This is a genomic window from Streptomyces sp. NPDC127038 (genome assembly GCF_042725875.1).
GTDB lineage: Bacteria > Actinomycetota > Actinomycetes > Streptomycetales > Streptomycetaceae > Streptomyces.
The window spans coordinates 93,663-114,527 of the sequence record NZ_JBHXDQ010000003.1 but is presented as its reverse complement, the minus strand read 5'-3'; the positions used below and the strand labels follow the sequence as shown (position 1 = coordinate 114,527).

The window sequence follows — 20,865 nt, the reverse complement described above, 5'->3', positions numbered from 1 at the left end:
CGTACGGCGGCACGGTGCCGCCGGGACGGCCGGAACCCGCCCCGGACCGCGTCCTCGCGGCGGAGCCGCCGGGCACCCGTGGGAGACGGCGGCGGCGCGGTGCCCGCCGTCAGCCGTGGCCCTCCTCCTCCGCGGGAGGCGGCCTGGGCGTGGGGTTCCCGGCGGTGAGGTGTTCGAGGACCTCCACCAGTTCCTGGCAGGCCAGTTCCACCGAGCGTCTGGTGTTGCGCTGTTCGGTGATCACGGCGGACAGGAGCAGGGCGGTCAGGGCCATGGTCCCGTTGAAGGCCTGGAGTTTGATCATGACTTCCGTATGGGTCAGCCGCTGGAACGGGCCGACGCCGTCCGTGGCCGCGACGGTGGCCATGACGGAGGCGAACAGGGCGCACACCAGGCTGCCCGGCAGCTCGAAGCGCAGGGCCGCCCAGATCAGCAGTGGATAGACCAGGAACATCATGCTGATGGAGGACCGGGTGGCGACCGGCACCAGGACGGCGGCGGCGCCGAGGATCAGCACGGCCTCCTTCCAGCGCGACAGGCTCAGCGGTGCCCGCAGGGCGTAGAGCATCAGGATGACCGGGGTGACGATGAGGACGCCCATCGCGTCCCCCACCCACCAGGCGAGCCAGACCGGCCAGAAGTCCTCCAGGGCGATCTTGTCCGTGACCACGAGCAGGCCGACGTCCGCGCTCGCGCTGATCGTCATGGCGCCGAGGGCCGCCAGGAACACCAGTGCGAGCCCGTCGCGGAAGCGGCTGAGGTCGGTGCGGAAGTGCACGGCGGCCAGCAGGAGGTAGGCGCAGACCGGGGCGAGGGTGTTTCCGGCGACGATGCCGGTGGCGGAGGGCTGGAGCGAGGCGAACGAGGACAGCGACAGGACGACCAGGAGGGCCCCCACGGCGATCCCGAGCCACGCCCACAGCCCGACGAGCAGCAGGGCGGCGACGGCCACACCCGTGGGCGGCCAGATGGGGGTGAACACCGCTCCTTCGACGCTGAGGCGCCGCATGAGTCCCAGCCGCCCTGCTCCGTAGTAGCAGGCGGCGATCACGAGCGTCTGAAGAGCGACGACGGCCGGCCGGCGCATCTCCTGTGTAGCCACCACAGAGACATCAGACACCGCCCGGGCCCTGTCGGCGAGGCGAGCGCCCCGCCCCCGGAGCGGTCACGGAGGCCACCGCCGGCGGACCGGGGCGGGAGGCACGCGGCGGAGGACCGTCAGCGGTCCGGGACGGCCGGTGCGGCGCGGCGGGCTCGTCAGCGGGCCCGGACCGTGGGTGCTCCGTGGCGGACCACGAGTACGGCGGCGTCGTCCTCGTGTCCCACGCGTTCGGCGCCCTTGATCACCGCGGCGGCCAGCGAACCGGCCGACAGGCCGGCGACGGCGGCGACCCCGGCGAGCCGTACGACCTGGTCGAGCCCGTCGTCCACGTTCATCGAGGGGCCCTCGACGACGCCGTCGGTCAGCAGGACGAACACCCCACCGGTGGTGAGGCGGTGCCGGGTCACCGGATAGACGGTCCCGGCCTCGACGCCGAGCGGCGGGCCCCCTTCGTCCTCGGTGATGCCGGACTTGCCGTCCGCCGTCGCCCAGACGCAGGGTATGTGCCCGGCCCGCGCGCTCTCCACCATGCCGGTGGCCGGGTCGAGCCGCATGAAGGTGCAGGTGGCGAAGAGGTCGGAGCCGAGGGACAGGATGAGGTCGTTGGTCCGGGCGAGGAGTTCCCCGGGGTCGCCGGTGACGGACGCGAGGGCCCGCAGACCGACCCTGACCTGGCCCATGAAGGCCGCGGCCTCGATGTTGTGGCCCTGTACGTCGCCTATGGACAGGCCGACGCGGTCGCCGGGCATCCTGAAGGCGTCGTACCAGTCCCCGCCCACGTTGAGGCCGTAGCAGGCGGGCGCGTACTGGACGGCCACGTCGAATCCCGGGGCCGAGGGCAGGTCTCCGGGAAGCATGCCGCGTTGCAGCGCGATCGCCAGTTCGACCTGTGAGCGCTGGAACTCCGCGCGTTCCCGCGCCTGGGCGGTCAGCGTTCCGAGCCGGGTGAGCAGCTCGTCGTCGTCGCCCGTCGGCGGCTTGCGGGTCATCGACCACTCCGGAGGAAAAACTCACAGATGAGAGAAATGTTAAGAAAACATCTCTATCGGATGATAACGACCATGACGGCCCGCCCCTACATCGACCGGGGGCGACCGGGTACGACCGGGTCCACGCCGCCGTCCCCGGTCCCCCGCCTCAGACGGTCCAGTGCCTCAGACGGTCCAGCGCGGCAGCCGGCGGTCCAGCCAGCGCGGCAGCCACCAGTTCGCCCGTCCCATCAGGAACATGAGGGACGGCACCAGGACCAGGCGGACGACCGTGGCGTCGAGGACGACGCTGACGGCGAGGCCGAGGGCGAGCATCTTGACCACGACGGCCTGTGAGCCGGTGAAGGACAGGAACACGGCCGTCATGATGAGCGCGGCACAGGTGATGACGCGCCCGGTGAGCGAGAGGCCGGTGCCGACCGAGCGCTCGTTGTCACCGGTCGCGTGCCATTCCTCGGCGATGCGCGAGAGCAGGAAGATCTCGTAGTCCATCGACAGGCCGAAGACGATGGCGAACATCATCATCGGGACGTAGGACTCGATCGGCACGGCCTCGCCCAGGCCGAGCAGCCCGTCGCCCCAGCCCCACTGGAAGACGGCGACCAGGACGCCGTACGAGGCGCCGGTGGTCAGCAGGTTCAGGGCCACCGCCTTGAGCGGGATCACCAGGCTGCGGAACACGACCGTCAGCAGCAGGAACGCGCAGACGAGCACGATGGCGATGATGAGGGGCAGACGCTCGGTGACGGTGTCGCGGAACTCGAGCTGGCCCGCGGTGCTGCCGGTCAAGTACCCCCGTGTGCCGGTCCCTTCGAGCGCGTGGGGCACCGCGGTGTCGGTGAGGGTGGCGAACAGGGCCCCGGTGTCGGCCGATTGGGGCCCGGTGGCGGGGACGACGGTGGTGACGAGGACCCTGCCGTCGGGGCTGGTGCGCGGCGGGGTGACGCGGGCGACGCCGTGCGTTCCGGTCAGTCCGCCGGTGAGCCGGCCCGCGACCCGGTCGGCGCTCACGGTCGCGTGGGCGAGGTCGACGACCAGGGTGAAGGGGCCGTTGACACCCGGCCCGAAGCCGGGACCGCCGGCGTCGGCGATCCAGTCGTAGGCGTCGCGGGTGGTGCTGCCCGCCGGGTCCGCGCCGTCGTCGATGTGCCCGAGGCGCATCGAGAACAGCGGTATCGCGCACAGGGCGACGAGGACGAATCCGGCGGTGAAGAACCGCCACGGGTGCCGGGCGACCAGTCGGGCGTAGCGGTGCCATCCGTCGTGGTCACCGGCGCTCTCGGCGACCGGCCTGCGCCGGACGCGGAGGACGTCGACACGGCGGCCCACGAGTCCCATGGCCGCGGGCACCAGGGTGAGCGCCGCGGCGGCCGTGACGACGACGGCGATCGTGGCGGCGAGACCGAGCCGCCCGATCATGGTCAGTCCGCAGGCGTAGAGGCTGAGCAGGGCGACCGCCACGGTGACGGCGGCGACCAGGACCGCCTTGCCGCTGACGTCGGTCGTGCGGCCCACGGCGGTGCGGGGATCGTCCCCGTCGATCAGGTACTGCCGGAACCGCGTGATCAGGAAGAGCGCGTAGTCGATGCCGACACCCAGTCCGATCATCGTGGCCAGGGTGGGCGCCGAGGTGGCGAAGGTCAGCGTGCCGGCCACGATGCCGACCACGCCGAGGCCCACGCCGACACTGACCAGGGCGGTGAGCAGGGGCATGAGGGCGGCGGCGACACTGCCGAAGGCGAGCAGCAGCACGATCAGCGCGGCGCCGACACCGGTCGCCTCGGCGACGGCGTCGTCGGCGGGGGCGCGCACGATCTCGTGCAGGTCGCCGCCGTAGCCGACGCCGATTCCCGCGTCCCTGGCGGGAGTTGTCGCCTGGTCGAGCCGTTCGGTGTAGGCGTGGCCGAGGGACTTCAGCTTTCGGTCGAAGGACACCGCGGTGTACGCCGTCGCGCCGTCGGAGCTGGTCACCGGCGCGGCGACGGCGGTGACATGGGGCAGGGCCCTGAGTCGGCCGAGCGTCTCCTCCAGTGCGGCGGCGTGGTCGGACACCTTGCCCGAGTCGACGTGGAGGACGACCTTTCCGCCGGCCGCGCCCGCCGCGGGGTCGGACCTCGCCAGCAGGTCGGCGCCGCTGGTCGCCTGGCTGCCGGGCAGGGTGACCTGGTCGCCGAAGGTCGCGCCGACCGCGTGCCGGCCCGCGAACGCGGCCAAGAGCACCAGCAGCCAGGCGGCGATGACCCACCCGGCGTGGCGCGCGCAGAAGGCGCCCGTGCGGTGCAGGGCGGACGTCCGGGGCGCGACGGGGACCGGCGCCAGGGACAGCGGGGCAGGGGGAAGGGACACCACGCCTCCAGAAGAAGTGACAGGGCTGCCACAACTTAACCGGGAAGGTGACAGTGCCGTCAATTGTCATCCCTGCCATTTTCCTGACGACCCGGCACCCCCGCGGAGGGGCGCGGCAGCGAACCGGCACCCACACGGACGGGCGCGGTGACGGCTCAGCACCCACGCCGACTCCCGCGGCGACGGCCCCGCACCTACGCGGACACGCGCGCCGCCCCCGCAGCCCGGGAGCCGGAATCAGCTCGCGGCCCGCGCCTTCCCCGAAGCGCAGCCGGCCGCCGTCCCGGCCGCCCTCGCCTTCGCCCCCTCGTCGGCCGCGGCCACCTTGAAGTCCAGGACGAGGCCGGCGCTCTCGGCGTGGGCGCCGACGAGCGCGGTGCCCCGGGGCAGCTCGCGGATCGCGATGGTGCGCGGCTTGAGCTTCGCCGCGAGTCCCCCGGCGCCCGGCAGTGCGGACAGCGACGACACCGGGACGGCACGGCCGAGGACCTCGACGCTCGCGGGGGTGATGGTGAGGCTGCGGGAGGTGGTGGACAGCTCGGTGACCACGGTGACGGGCAGGCCGGACGCGCCCGCGGCACCCGTGAGGGTGAGCCGCCCGCCGTCCGTCCCCGTCTTCAGCCCGTCGGTCCCGGCGCCGCCCCGCACACCGGCGCTCCGGTCCAGGGCGTCGTAGGCGATGGTGGCGGTGGCGGTTCCGCCGGACGTGGCGCCGCCGGTCGACACGTCCCGCAGATGGACGTCGACGTCCATGTCGGTGCCCTGGCGGCGCACGCCCTCCGCGCTGACGTGGACGGCGCCGACGGTGCCGGTGAGCGCCTGGAGTCCGGCCAGGGTGTCGTCGAGACCGACCTGCACCCCCTTGGCCCCGCCCAGCCGGCACTCGGCGGTCCTCGCGACCTCGCCCCGCACCTTGTGTTCGACGACGAGGTCGGTGGTCACGGCGGCGGCGACCACGGCGGTCGTGCCTATGACGGCGAGGACTGCGCGACGGCGACGGTTCACGAGGAGGAGGCTCCGATCATGGTCAGGAAGGTGAACGCCTGCGGGAGCAGCCGGTCGGGTTCCACGGGAACTCCGGCCGTACGGCGGGCGCGCAGGGTACGCAGGACGGCGCGCGCGGCCGACAGCGCGCAGTTGGCGATCACGGCGGCCCGGAGGTCGGCGTCCGGTTCGTCCGCCGGGAGGCGCTCCTGGACGAGTGCCGTCAGCCGGGCCTCGAACTGCTGGAACTGCCGGGACAGACCCTCGCGCGCCTGTTCACGGATCTCGTCGAGCGGATGCGCGAGCGCGGTCAGGCTGCTGGAGGCGAAGTAGGAGACCGCGTGGGTGATGGCTCCGCAGGCCGCCTCCAGCGGGGTGTCGGAGTCCGGCCGGGCCAGGAAGGCCTCCTCTATGCGCGCGAAGAGCTCGATCCCGTCGGGGAGGAGGAGGGCTTCCTTGCTGTCGAAGTAGCGGAAGAAGGTCCGCTCCGAGACGTTCGCCTCGGCGGCGATGTCGGCCACCGTCGTCTGCGCGAAACCGTGCTCGGCGAAGAGCCGTCCGGCGGCCTCGCGCAGCCCGCGCCTGGTCTCGTCCTTCTTGCGCTCGCGCAGCCCGGGCTTCTCGGTTCTCTCTGGCATGCTGCCACCCTCACCACCGGCGCCGGTTCTGTCAATTGACACCCCTGCCATTTCGAGGGCGTACGGGGGCCGCCCCCGGCCTGCCCTGTCATCCGAGCGCCGTAGCGGGGTGATACCGCGGTACTACGTGCCCCGCCCCAACCGAGCTCCCGGGTACCACGGATCCGAGCCAGTCGTCTCCTAGCGTTGTGGGTGAGCAGTCAGGTGGGGGGCCTGCCCCCGAAAGCAAGGGAACTTCGATGATCGAGGCACAACAGCTGACGAAGCGGTACGGGGAGAAGACGGCGGTGGACCAGCTGGACTTCGTCGTGAAGCCCGGCACCGTCACCGGCTTCCTGGGCCCCAACGGCGCGGGCAAGTCGACCACCATGCGCATGATCGTCGGACTGGACGCGCCCTCCGCCGGCAGCGTCACGGTCAACGGCAAGCAGTACGCCCGGCACAGCGCCCCGCTCCAGGAGGTCGGCGCGCTGCTGGAGGCCAAGTCCATCCACCCGGGCCGCTCCGCCTTCGACCACCTGATGGCCCAGGCCTACACCCACGGCATTCCGCGCCGCCGGGTGGAGGAGGTCATCGAGCTGACCGGCCTCCAGACCGTGGCGAAGAAGCGCGCCGGCGCCTTCTCCCTCGGCATGGGCCAGCGCCTCGGCATCGCCGCGGCCCTGCTCGGCGACCCGGCCACGATCATGCTCGACGAGCCGGTCAACGGACTGGACCCCGAGGGCGTGCTGTGGATCCGCAACCTGCTGACCGGCCTCGCGGCGGACGGCCGTACGGTCTTCGTCTCCTCGCACCTGATGAGCGAGATGGCGCTGGTCGCCGACCACCTGATCGTCGTCGGACGGGGACGTCTGCTGGCGGACACCACCGTGCGCGAGCTCGTCCAGCAGGCCGGCGGCGACACCGTCACCGTGGCGTCCGACCAGGCGTCCCGGCTGCGTGAGGTGCTGGCCGGTCCCGGCGTCGAGGTCACCGGTACGGCCGGTTCCGAGGAGCTCCAGGTCACGGGTCTCTCCGCCCGGGCCATCGGTCTCAAGGCCGCCGAGCACGGCATCGCGCTGTTCGAGCTCAGCTCCCGGACCGTCTCCCTCGAGGAGGCGTTCATGGAGCTGACCCGCGACGCCGTCGAGTACCACGCCAGCGCCACCGTCGAGGCCCCTGGGAGGGCGGCATGAGCACCGTCACCGTCACCGACAGCCCCGCACCCGCGCCGGTACGGGCGGCACGTCCGGAGTACAAGGTCACCGGCCGCCGCGTGCTGCGCTCCGAGTGGGCGAAGCTGTGGTCGCTGCGTTCCACCTGGATCACCCTCGGCCTCGGCCTGGTGTTCCTGGTCGCCTTCGGCGTGATCGCCGCCGCGCACTACAAGTCCGAGCTCAACTCCGGGCGCCCGATGCACCGGGACGACGTCGCGGCCACCGCGCTCAGCCTCTCCGTGTTCGGTACGAACTTCGCGCAGCTGGCACTCGGCGTGCTGGGCGTGCTGATCACCGCGGGCGAGTACTCGACCGGCATGATCCGCTCCACGCTGGCCGCCGTGCCGCGCCGCCTGCCGGTGCTGTGGTCCAAGGCGCTGGTGTTCGGACTGGTCGCGCTGGTCGTCGCCACCGTCGGCGTCTTCGTCGCCTTCACGATCGACAGCGGCATCGTCTCGGGCACGCCCGCGGCCCTGACCCTGTCCCACTCCGGTGTGGTCCGCAGCCTGCTGGGCGCCGGTCTCTACCTCGGTCTGGTCGGCGTGATCGGCACCGCCCTCGGCGCGCTGCTCCGCTCGGTCGCCGGCGGCATCTCGGTCCTGGTCGCCTCGCTGATGCTGGTGCCCGGCCTGATCTCGCTGCTGCCCAGCTCGTGGCAGGACAACATCAGCCCGTACCTGCCGAGCAACGCCGGTGAGTCGATGTTCGCGCTGACGCACGACTCGACCTCGCTGTCGCCCACGGCCGGTCTCGTGGTCTTCGTCGGCTGGACCGTGCTCGCCCTGGCGGGCGCCGCCTACCGGCTCGTGCGCACGGACGCCTGACCCACCGCACGCCGGACGCCGTCTCCGGCGTCCGGCGCCCCGCACGGCACGAAACGGCACGGCACCCGACCGGATCACCCGGTCCGGTGCCGTGCCGTCCGGGTACCGCGCGAAGGCCCGCGGTGACGCCCGTACGAGGAGACCCGCAGACGCGTACGAGGACGCGGCCGGACCCACAATGGACAGGTGAGACCCATGAGCGCGGACCGACTCCCATGAACATCGACGACACCGCCCCGCCGCCCGGACCGGCGGACGATCCGCCGTTCGCCGAGGCGGAACTGCCGTGGAACCACCCCCTGGCCCGTGGGCTGTCGCGTCTGGGCCGCCGTCTCAAGCGCGGCGACCGCGGCCGTCCGTGGATCCTCGACTCGGCGGTGACGGCCGTCGTCGCCCTGCTGTTCTGCCTGCCGGACCTGGTGCACGACGGGGACGGCCGGCACCACCCGTTCGACGCCCAGTTCACCCACCTGTCCCTGCCGGGCACGCTCGCGCTCCAGGCCGGACTCGTGGTGCCGCTGCTGTGGCGCCGCAAGCGGCCCTTCCTCGCCTTCGGCGTGATCACCGCCGTGTTCATCCTCCAGCTGGCCCTCGGCGTCTGGCTGCGCGCCGACGTCGCCGTCCTGATCGCCCTGTACAGCCTGGTCCTGCACGGAGAGCTGCGGCGGCTGCCGCTGGCCTGCGCGGTCACGGCCGGCGCGCTGGGACTGGTCGCCGTACGGCTGCCGTCCGACGTGCACGTGCTCGACGCGCTCTTCTTCCTCTTCTGCGCCATAACCGCGGCGGTCGCGCTCGGCCTCGCGGTCCGGATCCGGCGCGCGCAGCTCGCCGTCCTGCGGGACCGCGCGACCCGGCTCGAGGTCGAACGCGACCAGCGCAGCAAGCTCGCCGCCGCCGCCGAACGCGCCCGGGTGGCCCGCGAGATGCACGACATCGTCGGCCACAACCTCTCCGTCATCATCACCCTCGCGGACGGCGGCGCGTACGCGAGCGACGTCGCGCCCGAACGCGGGAAGCAGGCCCTGCTGCTCATCGGCGACACCGGGCGGCAGGCGCTCGGCGAGCTGCGCCGGATGCTCGGCGTGCTGCGCGAGCAGCACGCGGTCCCGAGCGCGCCCGAGCTGAGCCCCCAGCCGGGCATCGGGGACATCGACGCGCTGTGCGAGCGGATCCGGGCCGCCGGCCCGCGAGTGGTCCACCGCAGCAGCGGCGAACTGGGCGGCCTGGACCGGGGCGTGCAGCTCGCCGTGTACCGCATCGTCCAGGAGGCACTCACCAACGCCCTCAAGCACGGGGGCCCCGAGACACGCGTCGATCTCACGGTGAGCGTCGAGGAGACGCTGCTGCACATCGACGTCCACGACAGCGGCCCGGGCACCGGCGGCGCCCGCCCCCGGCCGCACGACGACGAAGGGCACGGGATCCCCGGCATGAGAGAACGCGCGGCCCTCTACGACGGGACGGTCGTCGCCGGGCCCGCGCCCGACGGCGGATGGACCCTGCGGGCCACCCTCGACCTCACCCCTCCGGCCGGGACCGATCTCGCTCCCTCGGCCGTGTCGGGCGGTGCCGCGTGACCAGTGTGCTCATCGTCGACGACCAGCCGCTCCAGCGCCTCGGCTTCCGCATGCTCCTGGAGAGCACCCCGGACACCGACGTCGTGGGCGAGGCGTCCCACGGCGGCGACGCCGTCCGCCGGGCCGCCGAACTCCGCCCCGACGTGATCCTCATGGACGTACGGATGCCCGGGATGGACGGCATCGAGGCCACCCGCCGGGTCGTCGCCTCCGGCGGACGTTCCCGCGTGCTCATCCTGACCACGTTCGACCTGGACGAGTACGCCTACGCCGCGCTGCGCGCGGGAGCCAGCGGGTTCCTCCTCAAGGACGCCCATCCGGAGGAGCTGCTCGCGGGGATCCGGGCGGTCGCCGCGGGCGACGCGGTGATCGCGCCCGCCCTGACCCGGCGGCTGCTGGACGCCTATGCCAAGCACCTCCCGCACGACCCGACGGGCGCCAGGCCCCAGGACGATCCCCGCGTCCACGCCCTCACCGAGCGCGAGTACGAGATCTTCGTCGCCATCGGCGAGGGCTGGAGCAACAGCGAGATCGCCGAGCGTCTCGTCGTGGCGGAGTCGACGGTCAAGACCCACGTGGGCCGGGTCCTGTCGAAGGTGGGCGTCCGCGACCGCGTCCAGGCCGTCATCCTCGCCTACGACCTCGGGCTCGTCCGCCCGAACCCGCCCGACTGAGGCGGGCGCCGCGGCCGTACGGCGTCCGCGGGCGCACCCGAGGCGGGCGGCGCGGCCCGACATTAGGGTCGGCGGTATGACTGACGACACCTTGCGCCGCGTCACCGTCGAGCGGACCGGCACCGGCCGGTTCACGGCGACGAACGCACGCGGCGGGACGATCTCCTTCGGCACCGGCGGGGCCGGCACGGAGGACGCGTTCACCCCGGTCGAGCTGCTGCTCGCCGCCATCGGGGGCTGCACCGCGGCCGACGTGGACGTGGCGACCGCCCGCCACGTGGAGCCCACGCGGTTCACCCTGACCGTGACCGGCGACAAGATCAGCGACGAGCAGGGCAACCGGATGACGGACCTCGCCGTCACCTTCTCGGTGGCGTTCCCGGACGGTGAGCCCGGCGACCGGGCCCGCGCCATCCTCCCGCGCGCCGTCAGGACCTCGCACGACCGGCTCTGCACGGTCAGCCGCACCATCGAGGCCGGCACCCCGGTCACCGTGACGGTCGACGACGTCTGAGCACTCCGGGACCCCGGCGCCGCGACGCCAGCCGAAGGATCGCGCGTCCGGGAGGAGTGAAGTCCGGGATCGGGGGCAGACGGGCGACGTCGAAGAGGTGGACGCGGGACGGATCACATGGGCCAGTGGGTGACAGAAGCAGGACAGCGGGAACAGCGGGGTGCACTGATCGAGGCCTCAGTCGCGTACGACGGTGAGTCCGGGTGCATCGCCGAGGCGCGGGCGTTCACCCGTGACTTCCTGACACGGGTGCAGGCCGTCGCCGGGCTGCCCGTCTCCGCGCGGGTGATGGGGACGGTCCCGCTGGTCGTCAGCGAGCTGGTGACCAACGCCGTCAAGTACGCGGGCGGACCGTGCCTGTTGTCGCTGGAGGCCGGCCAGGGCGCCGTCAGGGCGACCGTGTGGGACTCCGACCCGACCCTTCCGGTGGCACGGGCCGCCGACGCGGGCCGGGTCGGCCAGCACGGGCTGGAGATCGTCATGGGCGTGTGCCAGGCCTTCGAGGTGCACCGCGAACCCGTCGGCAAGCGGATCACCGCCGTCGTCACCCTGGCCGACACGCCGGACGGTGACATGGGCCACTCCGCCCTCTGACGCCGGCCCCCACCAGCCGGGCGTCCGCGGACACCGGCGGGGCGTCAACTCGCCCCCGGCTCGGGCCCGGTGCCGCCACGACACCCCACCGGACGCCCGACTTGTCCTTGACGGGCGCTTGACCGGCCGAAACGAAATCGTGTCGCGTCACTCCGGCCGCCTTGCGGGACAATGGTGAGTTCGCGGATCCCCTTCGGCAGGAAAACGGGTGGTTAACACAGTGCGTCAGGCAGGTGTACTAGACGTCGGGTGTCACAGCGCTCTGCTCACCGTGGCGCGGCGCCGCGCCGGGGTCGCCATGGAGGAGGTGCTGTCCCGAAAGGTACGGCTCCAGTTGCACGAGACGCTGGACGCCACGGGACGGCTGGACAAGTCGGGCGTACGCAGCGTGCAGCGGGCCGTGGCCGAGACGCTCGCCGAGGGCCACGGGGCCCTGCCGGAGGTGTACGCGTTCGCCACCTCGGTGATCCGCGACGCGCCCAACCGCGACGAGGTCCTCGCCCAGGTGGCCAGCGCCACCGGCACCCGGCTGCGGGTGATGTCCGGCGAGGAGGAGGCCCGGCTGGCCTATGTGGCCGCACGCCACTGGTCGGGCGAGCGGACCGGTTCGCTGCTGGTGCTCGACATCGGCGGCGGGACCGTGGAGGTCGCCTCGGGGACGTCCGGACGGCCCCGGACGGCCCATTCCCTGCCGCTCGGCGCCCGTACGGTCACCCGCGCCTGGAAGCTCGACGAGGCCGTGTCCTCGAAGCGGCGGCTCGCCGAGGTGCGCGACCATCTGAGCGCCCGACTCGCCGAGGTGGCGGACCTGCCGCGCGCCGATCCGGACGGGCGCGTGCTCGCCTGCTCCAAGACCTTCACCCAGCTGGCCCGTTACACCACCGCCGGCCGCGACCGCTCGGGCGCCCCGCAGCGGCTGACCCTCGACGAGGTACGGGCCGCGGTCGGCGTGCTCGCCAAGAACGGGTCGGCCGGCCGCGGCCGCCTGCCCGGCATCTCCCGCCACCGGGCCGGGCAGTCACTGGCCGGGGCGCTCGTCGCGGAGGCGCTGATGGAGGCGTGCCGGGCGACGAGCGTGGAGATCTCGCCCTGGTCGACCCGGGAGGGCCTGCTCCTGGAGCGCCTCGGCGCCCTGCGCACCAAGAGCCCGCTGCCCCGCTGACCGGACCGGCCACGCTCCCGGCCGGCCGCCGGGAAGGCGGGCGGGCGTCCACGGCGTCAACCGCGTGGACACCGCCCCGTGTTCGAGCCGCCCGGGAACGGCGGGCGGCTCGCCGCGACCGGTCACGAGGACGCGCCGCACCCGCGCGGCGGGAACAAACCCGTACGTCCCGACGCTGACCTGAGCAGTCCGGCGGTTGCCGGAGAACGGCGTTCCACCCGGTGCGGTGGACCCACCGGCGGTTGTGCTCAGGGAAAGGCGTGAGAGCGATGACGGCGTCCGGACAGCGGCGGCCACGAGCCGCGGGAGCGGGCGAGACGCCCCTGGTGACCTCCTGCGGCCGCACGATCTACGTGAAGGAACTGCGGCTGCCCACGCCGGGCCGGACGATCGGCCGCGTGACGCTGGACGTGGGTCCCGACCAGGGCGACGAACACGGGGTCTGGGCCTCGCTGACCCCCGCCGAGGCACGGGAACTCGCCCACCGCCTCCTGGCCCACGCGGCCGGGGTCGAACCGGCCGGGCCCCCCGACCAGGAAACCGCTCGGGCCCATGACCTGCCCCTCGACACGGCACCCCGGGCGGCGCGGGCCGCGACGGGCTCCCGTCCGGGACACCGCTCGTTCTGAGCGGACCGGGGCCGCCCGCATCGGGCGGGAAGCACGGAAGTGCCGGCGCTCCCCCGGGACGGGACGGAGCACCGGCACCCGCGCACCGGTCAGCCGGTGCCGTCCGGGATCACGGGAACTGAGTGACCTTGGACGGGACGGTGTCCGTGCCCGAGGTGGGCGCGCCGGTGCTGTTGACGACGTGGGCGTACTGTCCCTTGCCGCCCAGCGAGATCACCAGGATGTCGTGCAGTTTGACCCCGGTCTTCACCGGGACCTGGAAGCCGTGCGCCTGGACGATCGACGGGTCCGTGGTGAAGTTGCAGTAGCTCCCCAGACCCCAGGCCTCGTGCGTGGAGACGGAGTCGGCGACCTTGTAGGCCGCGTATCCGACGATGCCGTCATGGGTGATGGCGGCGGCGTTCGGCACGTCGTACGCCTTCTCGTTCTGGAAGAAGATCGTGCGCCCGTTCTCGCCGTTCCACAGCACGTCGTACTTGTTGAAGTGCTCGACGAACAGGCCGGTGGCGAGGACGTCGTCACCGTTGACCACGAGTCCGTAGTCGGCCCGGTTGGTGTCCCAGCCGACCCCGTCCCCGTGGTCCGCGCGCCACAGCCAGGTGTGATCGATCACGACGTCGTCGCTGTTGACCACGACCGAGTTGGTGGCGAGGCCGGGGCCCGCGCCGCCGATCCGCACGAACACGTCCTGCATGGTGGTGGGGTTGGCGGAGTGGTCGGCCGATGAACCCGACGGACCGATCTGGAGCAGGGTGTCGGAGTTGGACCGGCCGGCGTCGATGAGGAACCCGGCGAGCCTGACCCCGTCGACGTCGGCGACGTGCATGGCGTCGATCCCGTTGTCCGGCACGATCGTCGCGAGGCCGAGGCCCAGGACGACGGTGTTGGCCCGGGTCACGTTGATCGTCTGGTCGAGGTGGTAGACACCCGGCGTGAACAGCAGGTTGAGGCCCTGGGCGAGGGCCGCGTTGATGGTCGCCGCGGTCGCGCCGGCCTTGACGACGTAGAACTGGTCGAGCGGGACGGACGTACCGGCCGTGTTGGGCCAGGAGACGCCGCGCGCGTTGGTGCGCTTGGAGGGCACGAACACCTTGTAGGTGCTGCCGTCCAGGTAGAGGTAGGGCTTCTCGCGGGAGACAGGGGTGGTGTCCAGGGTGGTGTACGGACCGGAGTCGAAGTTCGTCGCCGGTGCGCCCTGGACTCCCGAGAAGGTCATGTTCCAGACGCCGTTGGTCCAGCCGCCGACCGAGCTGTCACGGGTGTACCACTGCTGCTGGGAGTACGGGCCGACCGTACCGTCGATCTTGGAGTCGGCGATGTAGCCGCCGGAGGCCCAGCCGTAGCCGTTCGGGGCCAGGTTGAGACCGCCCTGGACATGGATGCGCCGGAAGGGGGCGGCCTGGGCGACGGCCCAGCGGTCGGTGCCGTTGGAGGGGGTGATCGACAGGTTCTCCGCCGAACGCCAGAAGTTCTGGGTGGCGTTGCCGTTGAACCAGCCCGCGTCCACGGTGATGTCGCCGTTGATGTGGACGTCGTCGGGGTTCAGGCCGAGGCCCGAGATCGAGGTGTAGAAGCCGACCTGGGCGTTGATCCCGTTGTACGTGCCGGGCTTCATCAGGAACTGGTAGCGGCCCGAGCCGAACTGGTTCGACTCCTGCTGGGCGAAGACCTGGTCGAACTTGCCCTGGAGATCGGGGGTCGAGGGGTCCACGACGATCACGTTGGGCCCGAGATCGCCGCCGCCCTGCACGGGCGGGGTGCTGCTCCCCGTACCGGTGTGGACGGCGACCTCCCACAGCGAATACCCGTAGGCGGTGCCCCGGGTCGTCCCGTAGATCCGTACGTAACGGCCCTTGCCGGAGACGTCGTAGGAGGCGGTGCCGCCCGTGCCGTCCGTGACGGACTTCAGGACGGTCCAGTTCTGTCCGTCGGTGGACGACTGGATCTGGAAGGCCTTGCCGTACGCGGCCTCCCAGTTGAGGTCGACCCGGCACAGGTCGGTGGAGGCGCCGAGGTCGACCTGGACCCACTGCGGGTCGGAGAAGGCACTCGACCAGCGCGTTCCGGTGTTGCCGTCGAAGGCGGCCGAGGCGGGGCTCGCCGCGTTCTCGGTGGAGGAGGCGGTGGCCGTCTTGCCCTGCGCCGCGTTCGCGGTGTCACACGTGGCCGGCGTACTGGTGCCACTGGTGCCGAACACCTGGAACTCCCAGAGGGAGTAGCCGTATTGCGTGGCCCGGTGGACGCCGTACATGCGGACGTAACGGCCCTGGCCGGAGACGTCGAGGCTGTCGGTGCCCCCGTCGCCGCCGGTCACCGTCTTGATGTCGGTCCAGGTGCTGCCGTCCGGCGACGTCTGGATGCGGTAGTCGCTGCCGTACGCGGTCTCCCAGTTGAGGACGACCTTGGTGATCGTCGCCGAGGCGCCGAGGTCGACCTGGAGCCACTGGGTGTCCGTGGCCGCCGAGGACCACCGGGTGGCGGTGTCGCCGTCCACGGCGTAGGCGGCGGGGGTGCCGCCGTTCTCGTCCGAGGAGGACGTGGCCGTCTTGCCCTGGGACAGCGGGAGTTCGGCCGCCGAGGCCGGTCTCTGCAAGGGCAGGGTGACGAGCGCGGCCATAGCGGCCAGCGCGACACCCAGGGTTCTGAGTTTCATGTCGTGACTCCATGCGGGTGGGGTGACGAGTGGAGCGGACACACTTGTTGAGCAGCTGTGGACACAGCTGCTTGCGAAGGGATGACCGTGAACTGACCGAGCGGCTCTCTTAGTTCACGCTTTGATTTAAGTAATGAACCATCAGGGTGACAAGTCCCGCGACACGGATTTCTTCAACTGGTGTTCGCCGAAGCCGCGTTGAGCGGCCATCGATGGGGGTTTGGCCTGGAACGGGACGTCGCGGACGGGCCGGGGGCCGTGCCGATCCGTCAAGGCTTGAAGACGCGAAAGAGCCCGTCCGGACCGGGGCAGCGGTCCGGACGGGCTCCGAGGGTCCTGCGTCAGGGGGTGATGCGCCACTCCCGGATGTAGCCCACGTCGATCGACGCGAGGTCGCGCACGCGCAGCTTCCAGGTGCCCTCGACCGGTTGCGCGGAGGCGTCCACCGTGAAGGTCTGGTCCACGTCGTCGGCCGAACCGCCGCTGCGGTTCAGCAGCGAGTACACGGTTCCGTCGGGGCCGACCAGATCGACCGTCAGATCGCCGCGGTAGGTGTGGACGATGCCGACGTAGACCTCGGTGGTCGCCGAGGCGTTGCCCGGCCGGCCTGTGATGGTGATGGGCGACTCGACCGCGGGCCCGAGGTCGGGGATGTCCACGCGGGTGGCGTTGGCGTAGACGTAGGCGATCCGCCAGTGGAAGGACAGGGACACGGCCGCGCCGGTGCTGTCGGTCACCGTGACCGTCGTGTCGCTGGTGCCGGGGGTGACGGGGACCCCGGAGATCAGTCCGGTGTCCCCGATGGCCAGGCCCTCGGGGAGTCCGGTGGCCGTGTAGGTCAGGCTCGCGCCGGTGTTGGTGGTGTAGGCGTCCACCTGGAGGGAGACCTCCTGGCCCACTCCCGAGGTCTGGTCGGCGACCGGGGCGGCGTTGACCCCGAGGGCGATGCGGTCGCCGACGTTGATGCCCGCCCAGGCGTCGGCGACGGCGAGGTAGGTGGGGCTGTAGGCCCCGAAGAGATCACCGGCGGCCCGCAGGGTCGCGGTCCTGGCACCGTGGTAGTCGGTCGTCGAGGTCATGTACGTGGTGAGCGCGCGGTACCAGATCCGGGACGCGTTCTCGATGCCGATGCCGGTCACCGGCAGACCGTCGTGGGTGGGGCTGTCGTACGACACCCCGTTGACGGTCTTCGCGCCGCTCCCCTCGGAGAGCAGGTAGAAGAAGTGGTTCGCCGGCCCCGAGGAGTAGTGGACGTCGATGCCGCCGAGCGAGGAGTCCCAGTAGTCGCGGGAGGTGCCGTCCCTGGAGGGCTTGTCCATGTAGCGCAGGGGCGTGCCGTTGCCGCGGATGTCGATCTTCTCGCCGACCAGGTAGTCGGGCACGTCGGCCGCGAGGTTCTCGTGGAACTCCACCGCGGCGGCGAAGATGTCCGACGTCGCCTCGTTGAGGCCCCCGGACTCGCCCGAGTACGTCAGGTTCGCGGTGGCGCTGGTGACGCCGTGGCTCATCTCGTGGGCCGCCACGTCCAGCGCCGTCAGCGGCTTGGCGTTGTTCGCCCCGTCGCCGTAGGTCATGCAGAAGCAGCTGTCGGACCAGAAGGCGTTGACGTAGTTGTTGCCGTAGTGGGCCCTGCTGTAGGCGGCGACGCCGTCGTCGCGGATGCCGTTGCGGCCGAAGACGTCCTTGTAGTAGTCCCAGGTCGCCGCCGCTCCGTAGGCCACGTCGACGCCGGCGGTCTGCCGGTCGGCCTGGGTGCCGTCGCCCCAGACATCGTTGTCATCCGTATAGAGGGTTCCGGTGCCGGAGGTTCCCTGGTTGAGGTCGTAGGTACGGTGGCCCGCGCGGTCGCCGTCGACCAGTTGGTACGAGGTTCCGGACGGGGTGGTGGAGAGCGGCACCGTGCCCACGTACTGCCCCGTGCCCGTGCCCGTGTCGACGCCTTCGTAGCGGGAGGCGACCTTGCCCGAGGACGCGTCGGTCACGACGTGCAGCTCGGCCGGTGTGCCGTCGGGCTGGACCCCGTCGACCACCGTTTCCCAGGCCAGGACCGGCCGGCCGCCCGCGGCCCAGATCACCCGCCGGGGCGCCTTGCCGATCCTGGCGTGCGCGACGGCCGCGTCCCGTCCCGCCGCGAGGGCCCGGGCCGCCGCGCCGGAGGCGGGGATCCCCGGCTCGACGCTCGGCACGGAGAGGGTGGCCCGGCTCGCCTCGGACACCGTGCTCCGGCCGTCCTTCAGGTGCACGACCAGATCGCCGCCGAGCACCGGGAGCCCCGCGTAGGTGCGCTCGTAGCGGGTGTGGGTCGTACCGTCGCGGTCCTGGGCGACGCCCTTGACGACGAGTCCCTCCCGGGCGCCGAGGCCGAGGATCTTCGCGGTGGCGGCCGTCGCCGCTCCCGCGCTCCTGAGCAGCTCGGCGTGCCGGGCGGGCGACAGCGGGGCCTGGAGCGCGCCGGACCGGGGCGCGGCGACGATCCGGGCGCCGGCCCCGGCCGGAGCGGGGTTCCCCGCGGTGGCGATCTCGGCGACGGCCCGGCCCGGGGCGAGGTCCGCCGGGGCCGCGGACGCGGAGCCGGGCCGGACGGCGAGGGCCAGTAACGAGCTCGCGGCGGTGAGCGCGAGGACCGCGGCGCGTCTGCGCCTGCGGACGGAGAATTCGTGCCGGTTCAATGCCATCTCCTTCTGCGGGGGGCTGGCCCGGGTGGAGCCCGGGCGTCCGGGGCCGGCGGGGTGCGGCCGGTCCGCGGTGGTCGGAGGGCTGGGCGGCAGGCGGAATCAGCACGCGGTGCCGCGGGACGGCGCTCGTGCGCAGGGGAGCGCGGGGCGCGGGGATCACGAGGACGCGGGTGGGCCGGCGGGAGGGGGTTCGCAGGGCCGGAGGGTGGGGGGTGGAGGCCGGAACGAGGGAGGCCGGGGGTACGGAGGGGTCGGCGGAGCGGGGCGACCGTATGGAGAGGGTGTGAATGAGGTGTGAGTGTTCGGCAGCAGCCTGGCATCCCGGCGACGGACTTGTCATGAAGGCGACAAGACATCGGCTTGAACTGACCATGGCCTGCTGCGGGTTCACGCCCCCCGCGCAGCCTTTCGGCCGCTGTGCGTCGGCTGTGAACGCGATCCGCGCCCCGCGCCCCTACGGCACGGTCACGACGACCGCCGCTCGCGCGCGTCCGGGCTCAGGGCCTGCCGGCGCGGGTGGGGTCGTGGGACGGCTCGGACGGGTTCCGCGGCGGCCCGGGCGCGTGGTCGCGCAGCCAGTCGTACACGGCGAGGGCGAGCGCGCAGAGGATGGCCACGGTCCCGGAGCCGACGGCGACCGCCACGGCCGAGCGGTAGTCGTGGCGGCCGGTGCCGAGCACGACGTAGAACAGTCCGGGCAGCGCCGCCGTACCGATGGCGCCGCCCAGCCGCTGGGCCGTCTGCAGGGCGCCGCCGGCCGCGCCCGCCATCCGTACGGGCACGTCCCGGAGCGTCATCGTGACGTTCGGGGAGATCACGCAGCCGCTGCCCAGCCCGCCGACGAACAGGGCCGCACCGGCGTACCACAGGGCGGGGTCCGCGGGAGCCAGGCGCAGGATCAGCACGGCGCCGCCGAGACCGAGGGCGACGGCGGCGAGGCCGCAGACGGTCAGCAGCCGGCCCAGCCGCTCGACGAGCCGTCCGGCCACCACGGCGGCCGCGGCCGAGCCGATGGCGAACGGCGTGACCGCGAGCCCGGAGCGCAGCGGGGAGTAGCCCAGGCCGTTCTGGAAGTACAGCGCGAACACCAGCCACACCCCGCTGAACCCCACGAAGTACAGGGCGGCGATGGCCGCTCCCGCGGCGTAGCCCCGGGTGCTCGTGACCAGGCGCGGATCGAGGAGCGGCTGCCCGCCGGCCGCCGTCAGACGCCGCTCCCACCGGGCGAACAGCACGAGGAGGCCGAGCCCCGCCGGGAAGAGCCACCACAGCCTGCGGACACCGCCGGACTCGGCCAGGATCAGCGGCAGCATCAGCGCGAGGACCCCGCAGCCGAGCAGCAGGACACCCCGCAGGTCGAGCCGCTCACGGCGCCGCGGGGCGACCCTGGGCAGCAGGCGCAGGCCCAGCAGGAAGGCGACGGCTCCGACCGGCACGTTCACGTAGAAGATCCAGCGCCAGCCCTGGGGGCCGTCGGCGAGCATCAGGATCAGGCCGCCGACGACCGGGCCCACCGCGCTGGAGACGCCGACGACGGCGCCGAAGAACCCGAACGCCCGCCCCCGCTCGGCTCCCCGGAACATCTGCTGGATGAGGGCGGAGTTCTGCGGTGCGAGACAGCCCGCGGCCGTGCCCTGCGCCAGCCGGGCCACGACGAGGAGCGTGATGGTGGGCGCGGCGCCCGCGGCGGCGCTGCACAGGACGAACGCGGCGAGGGCCAGCAGGAAGATCCGGCGCCGGCCCAGCGCGTCGCCCAGCCGCCCCGCGGTCACGAGGACCAGGGCGAAGGTGAGGGCGTAGCCGGAGACGACCCACTGGATCGACGGGGCGGAGGCGTGCAGGTCCCGCTGCATGGAGGGCAGTGCGACGGCGACGATGGTGACGTCGAGCAGGCTCATGAAGCCGGCCGTCAGGGTGACCCACAGGGCGTGCCAGCGCCGCGGATCGGCTCCTTCGGCCGGTCCCCGCTCGCGGTCCTGCCGACCGTCTGCCCGCGCGTCCGGTTCCACGCCGGGGACTCCTCTCCGCCGTCCCCACCATCTTCGGCCCGTGGGGGGCTGCGGCAACACGGGGTCGCGGGCGGGTGCGAGGTACGCCGGAGCGGCTGTGGCCGGCCGGCCGGGCGCCACGAGCGGCGGGGGTTGTCGTTCGGCGGGAGCGCCGGAGCGACGGCGTACGGACTCCCGCGGGCCTTGTTGCGATTGCCGGGTGCGGCGGGCGCACGGCCGGGGGGCGGGCGCTGCCGGGCCTTGTTGCGATTGCCGGGTGCGGCGGGCGCACGGCCGTGGGGCGACCACTGCCGGGCCTT

At 72.7% G+C, this 20,865-nt stretch carries 16 protein-coding genes; 8 read left to right on the top strand and 8 right to left on the bottom strand.

All coding sequences use genetic code 11. The features are described 5' to 3' along the window. Positions 1-109 precede the first annotated feature (109 nt). The 5 genes from ACFWI4_RS03345 to ACFWI4_RS03325 form a co-directional block, all read right to left on the bottom strand. Positions 110-1,105 (bottom strand): MASE1 domain-containing protein, encoded by a 996-nt coding sequence (locus ACFWI4_RS03345; RefSeq protein ID WP_387190376.1) that lies wholly within the window; start codon positions 1,103-1,105, stop codon positions 110-112. 152 nt (positions 1,106-1,257) lie between these two features. After that, a complete protein-coding gene (locus ACFWI4_RS03340; protein ID WP_387190374.1) occupies positions 1,258-2,091 on the bottom strand; it encodes a PP2C family protein-serine/threonine phosphatase in 834 nt (277 codons plus the stop codon). Positions 2,092-2,256: 165 nt separating this feature from the next. Continuing rightward, a complete protein-coding gene (locus tag ACFWI4_RS03335) occupies positions 2,257-4,437 on the bottom strand; it encodes an MMPL family transporter (RefSeq protein WP_387190372.1) in 2,181 nt (726 codons plus the stop codon). Positions 4,438-4,674: 237 nt separating this feature from the next. After that, positions 4,675-5,442, bottom strand: a complete 768-nt coding sequence (locus ACFWI4_RS03330) for a hypothetical protein (RefSeq protein WP_387190370.1) — start codon at positions 5,440-5,442, stop codon at positions 4,675-4,677. Next, on the bottom strand, positions 5,439-6,059 hold the full coding sequence (locus tag ACFWI4_RS03325; RefSeq protein ID WP_387190368.1) for a TetR/AcrR family transcriptional regulator: 621 nt from the start codon (positions 6,057-6,059) through the stop codon (positions 5,439-5,441). The genes ACFWI4_RS03330 and ACFWI4_RS03325 overlap by 4 nt, the downstream gene beginning before the upstream one ends. A 239-nt stretch (positions 6,060-6,298) precedes the next feature. Between ACFWI4_RS03325 and ACFWI4_RS03320 the strand changes: the two genes are divergently transcribed. The 8 genes from ACFWI4_RS03320 (at position 6,299) to ACFWI4_RS03285 (ending at position 13,229) form a co-directional block, all read left to right on the top strand. After that, complete coding sequence (locus tag ACFWI4_RS03320) at positions 6,299-7,234, top strand: ATP-binding cassette domain-containing protein (protein WP_387190366.1); 936 nt, start codon at positions 6,299-6,301, stop codon at positions 7,232-7,234. After that, a complete protein-coding gene (locus ACFWI4_RS03315) occupies positions 7,231-8,079 on the top strand; it encodes an ABC transporter permease (RefSeq protein ID WP_387190363.1) in 849 nt (282 codons plus the stop codon). Before ACFWI4_RS03320 ends, ACFWI4_RS03315 begins: the two co-directional genes overlap by 4 nt. Before the next feature lie 215 nt (positions 8,080-8,294). Continuing rightward, positions 8,295-9,656 carry a sensor histidine kinase gene (locus tag ACFWI4_RS03310; protein WP_387190361.1) on the top strand — a complete coding sequence of 454 codons (1,362 nt, stop codon included), beginning with the start codon at positions 8,295-8,297 and terminating at the stop codon, positions 9,654-9,656. Then, the gene (locus tag ACFWI4_RS03305) at positions 9,653-10,330 is read left to right on the top strand and encodes a response regulator (RefSeq protein ID WP_387190359.1); all 678 of its coding nucleotides are present in this window, start codon (positions 9,653-9,655) and stop codon (positions 10,328-10,330) included. Before ACFWI4_RS03310 ends, ACFWI4_RS03305 begins: the two co-directional genes overlap by 4 nt. 76 nt (positions 10,331-10,406) lie before the next feature. Then, positions 10,407-10,844: an OsmC family protein gene (locus ACFWI4_RS03300; RefSeq protein ID WP_387190357.1), complete on the top strand. Its 438-nt coding sequence runs from the start codon at positions 10,407-10,409 to the stop codon at positions 10,842-10,844. A gap of 117 nt (positions 10,845-10,961) precedes the next feature. After that, complete coding sequence (locus ACFWI4_RS03295) at positions 10,962-11,438, top strand: ATP-binding protein (protein WP_385392912.1); 477 nt, start codon at positions 10,962-10,964, stop codon at positions 11,436-11,438. 208 nt (positions 11,439-11,646) lie between these two features. Further along, a complete protein-coding gene (locus ACFWI4_RS03290) occupies positions 11,647-12,600 on the top strand; it encodes a Ppx/GppA phosphatase family protein (RefSeq protein WP_387190355.1) in 954 nt (317 codons plus the stop codon). 260 nt (positions 12,601-12,860) lie between these two features. Then, positions 12,861-13,229: a hypothetical protein gene (locus ACFWI4_RS03285; RefSeq protein WP_387190352.1), complete on the top strand. Its 369-nt coding sequence runs from the start codon at positions 12,861-12,863 to the stop codon at positions 13,227-13,229. Positions 13,230-13,338: 109 nt separating this feature from the next. Here ACFWI4_RS03285 and ACFWI4_RS03280 read toward each other — a convergent pair whose 3' ends face one another. The 3 genes from ACFWI4_RS03280 to ACFWI4_RS03270 all read right to left on the bottom strand — a co-directional run bounded on the left by ACFWI4_RS03280 (position 13,339) and on the right by ACFWI4_RS03270 (position 20,566). Further along, positions 13,339-15,882, bottom strand: coding sequence for a discoidin domain-containing protein (locus tag ACFWI4_RS03280; RefSeq protein ID WP_387190349.1), 2,544 nt, complete (start codon positions 15,880-15,882; stop codon positions 13,339-13,341). Positions 15,883-16,223: 341 nt separating this feature from the next. Beyond that, positions 16,224-18,557 (bottom strand): M4 family metallopeptidase, encoded by a 2,334-nt coding sequence (locus tag ACFWI4_RS03275; protein WP_387190346.1) that lies wholly within the window; start codon positions 18,555-18,557, stop codon positions 16,224-16,226. A gap of 497 nt (positions 18,558-19,054) precedes the next feature. After that, entirely contained in the window at positions 19,055-20,566 is a 1,512-nt protein-coding gene (locus tag ACFWI4_RS03270) for an MFS transporter (protein WP_387190344.1), read from the bottom strand. Between the last annotated feature and the right edge of the window lie 299 nt (positions 20,567-20,865).

Coding starts and splice junctions, on each gene's coding strand:
- ACFWI4_RS03280 (WP_387190349.1), bottom strand. CDS start 15,882: ATGAAACTCAGAACCCTGGGTGTCGCGCTGGCCGCTATGGCCGCGCTC.
- ACFWI4_RS03295 (WP_385392912.1), top strand. CDS start 10,962: ATGGGCCAGTGGGTGACAGAAGCAGGACAGCGGGAACAGCGGGGTGCA.
- ACFWI4_RS03320 (WP_387190366.1), top strand. CDS start 6,299: ATGATCGAGGCACAACAGCTGACGAAGCGGTACGGGGAGAAGACGGCG.
- ACFWI4_RS03340 (WP_387190374.1), bottom strand. CDS start 2,091: ATGACCCGCAAGCCGCCGACGGGCGACGACGACGAGCTGCTCACCCGG.
- ACFWI4_RS03310 (WP_387190361.1), top strand. CDS start 8,295: ATGAACATCGACGACACCGCCCCGCCGCCCGGACCGGCGGACGATCCG.
- ACFWI4_RS03300 (WP_387190357.1), top strand. CDS start 10,407: ATGACTGACGACACCTTGCGCCGCGTCACCGTCGAGCGGACCGGCACC.
- ACFWI4_RS03315 (WP_387190363.1), top strand. CDS start 7,231: ATGAGCACCGTCACCGTCACCGACAGCCCCGCACCCGCGCCGGTACGG.
- ACFWI4_RS03325 (WP_387190368.1), bottom strand. CDS start 6,059: ATGCCAGAGAGAACCGAGAAGCCCGGGCTGCGCGAGCGCAAGAAGGAC.
- ACFWI4_RS03275 (WP_387190346.1), bottom strand. CDS start 18,557: ATGGCATTGAACCGGCACGAATTCTCCGTCCGCAGGCGCAGACGCGCC.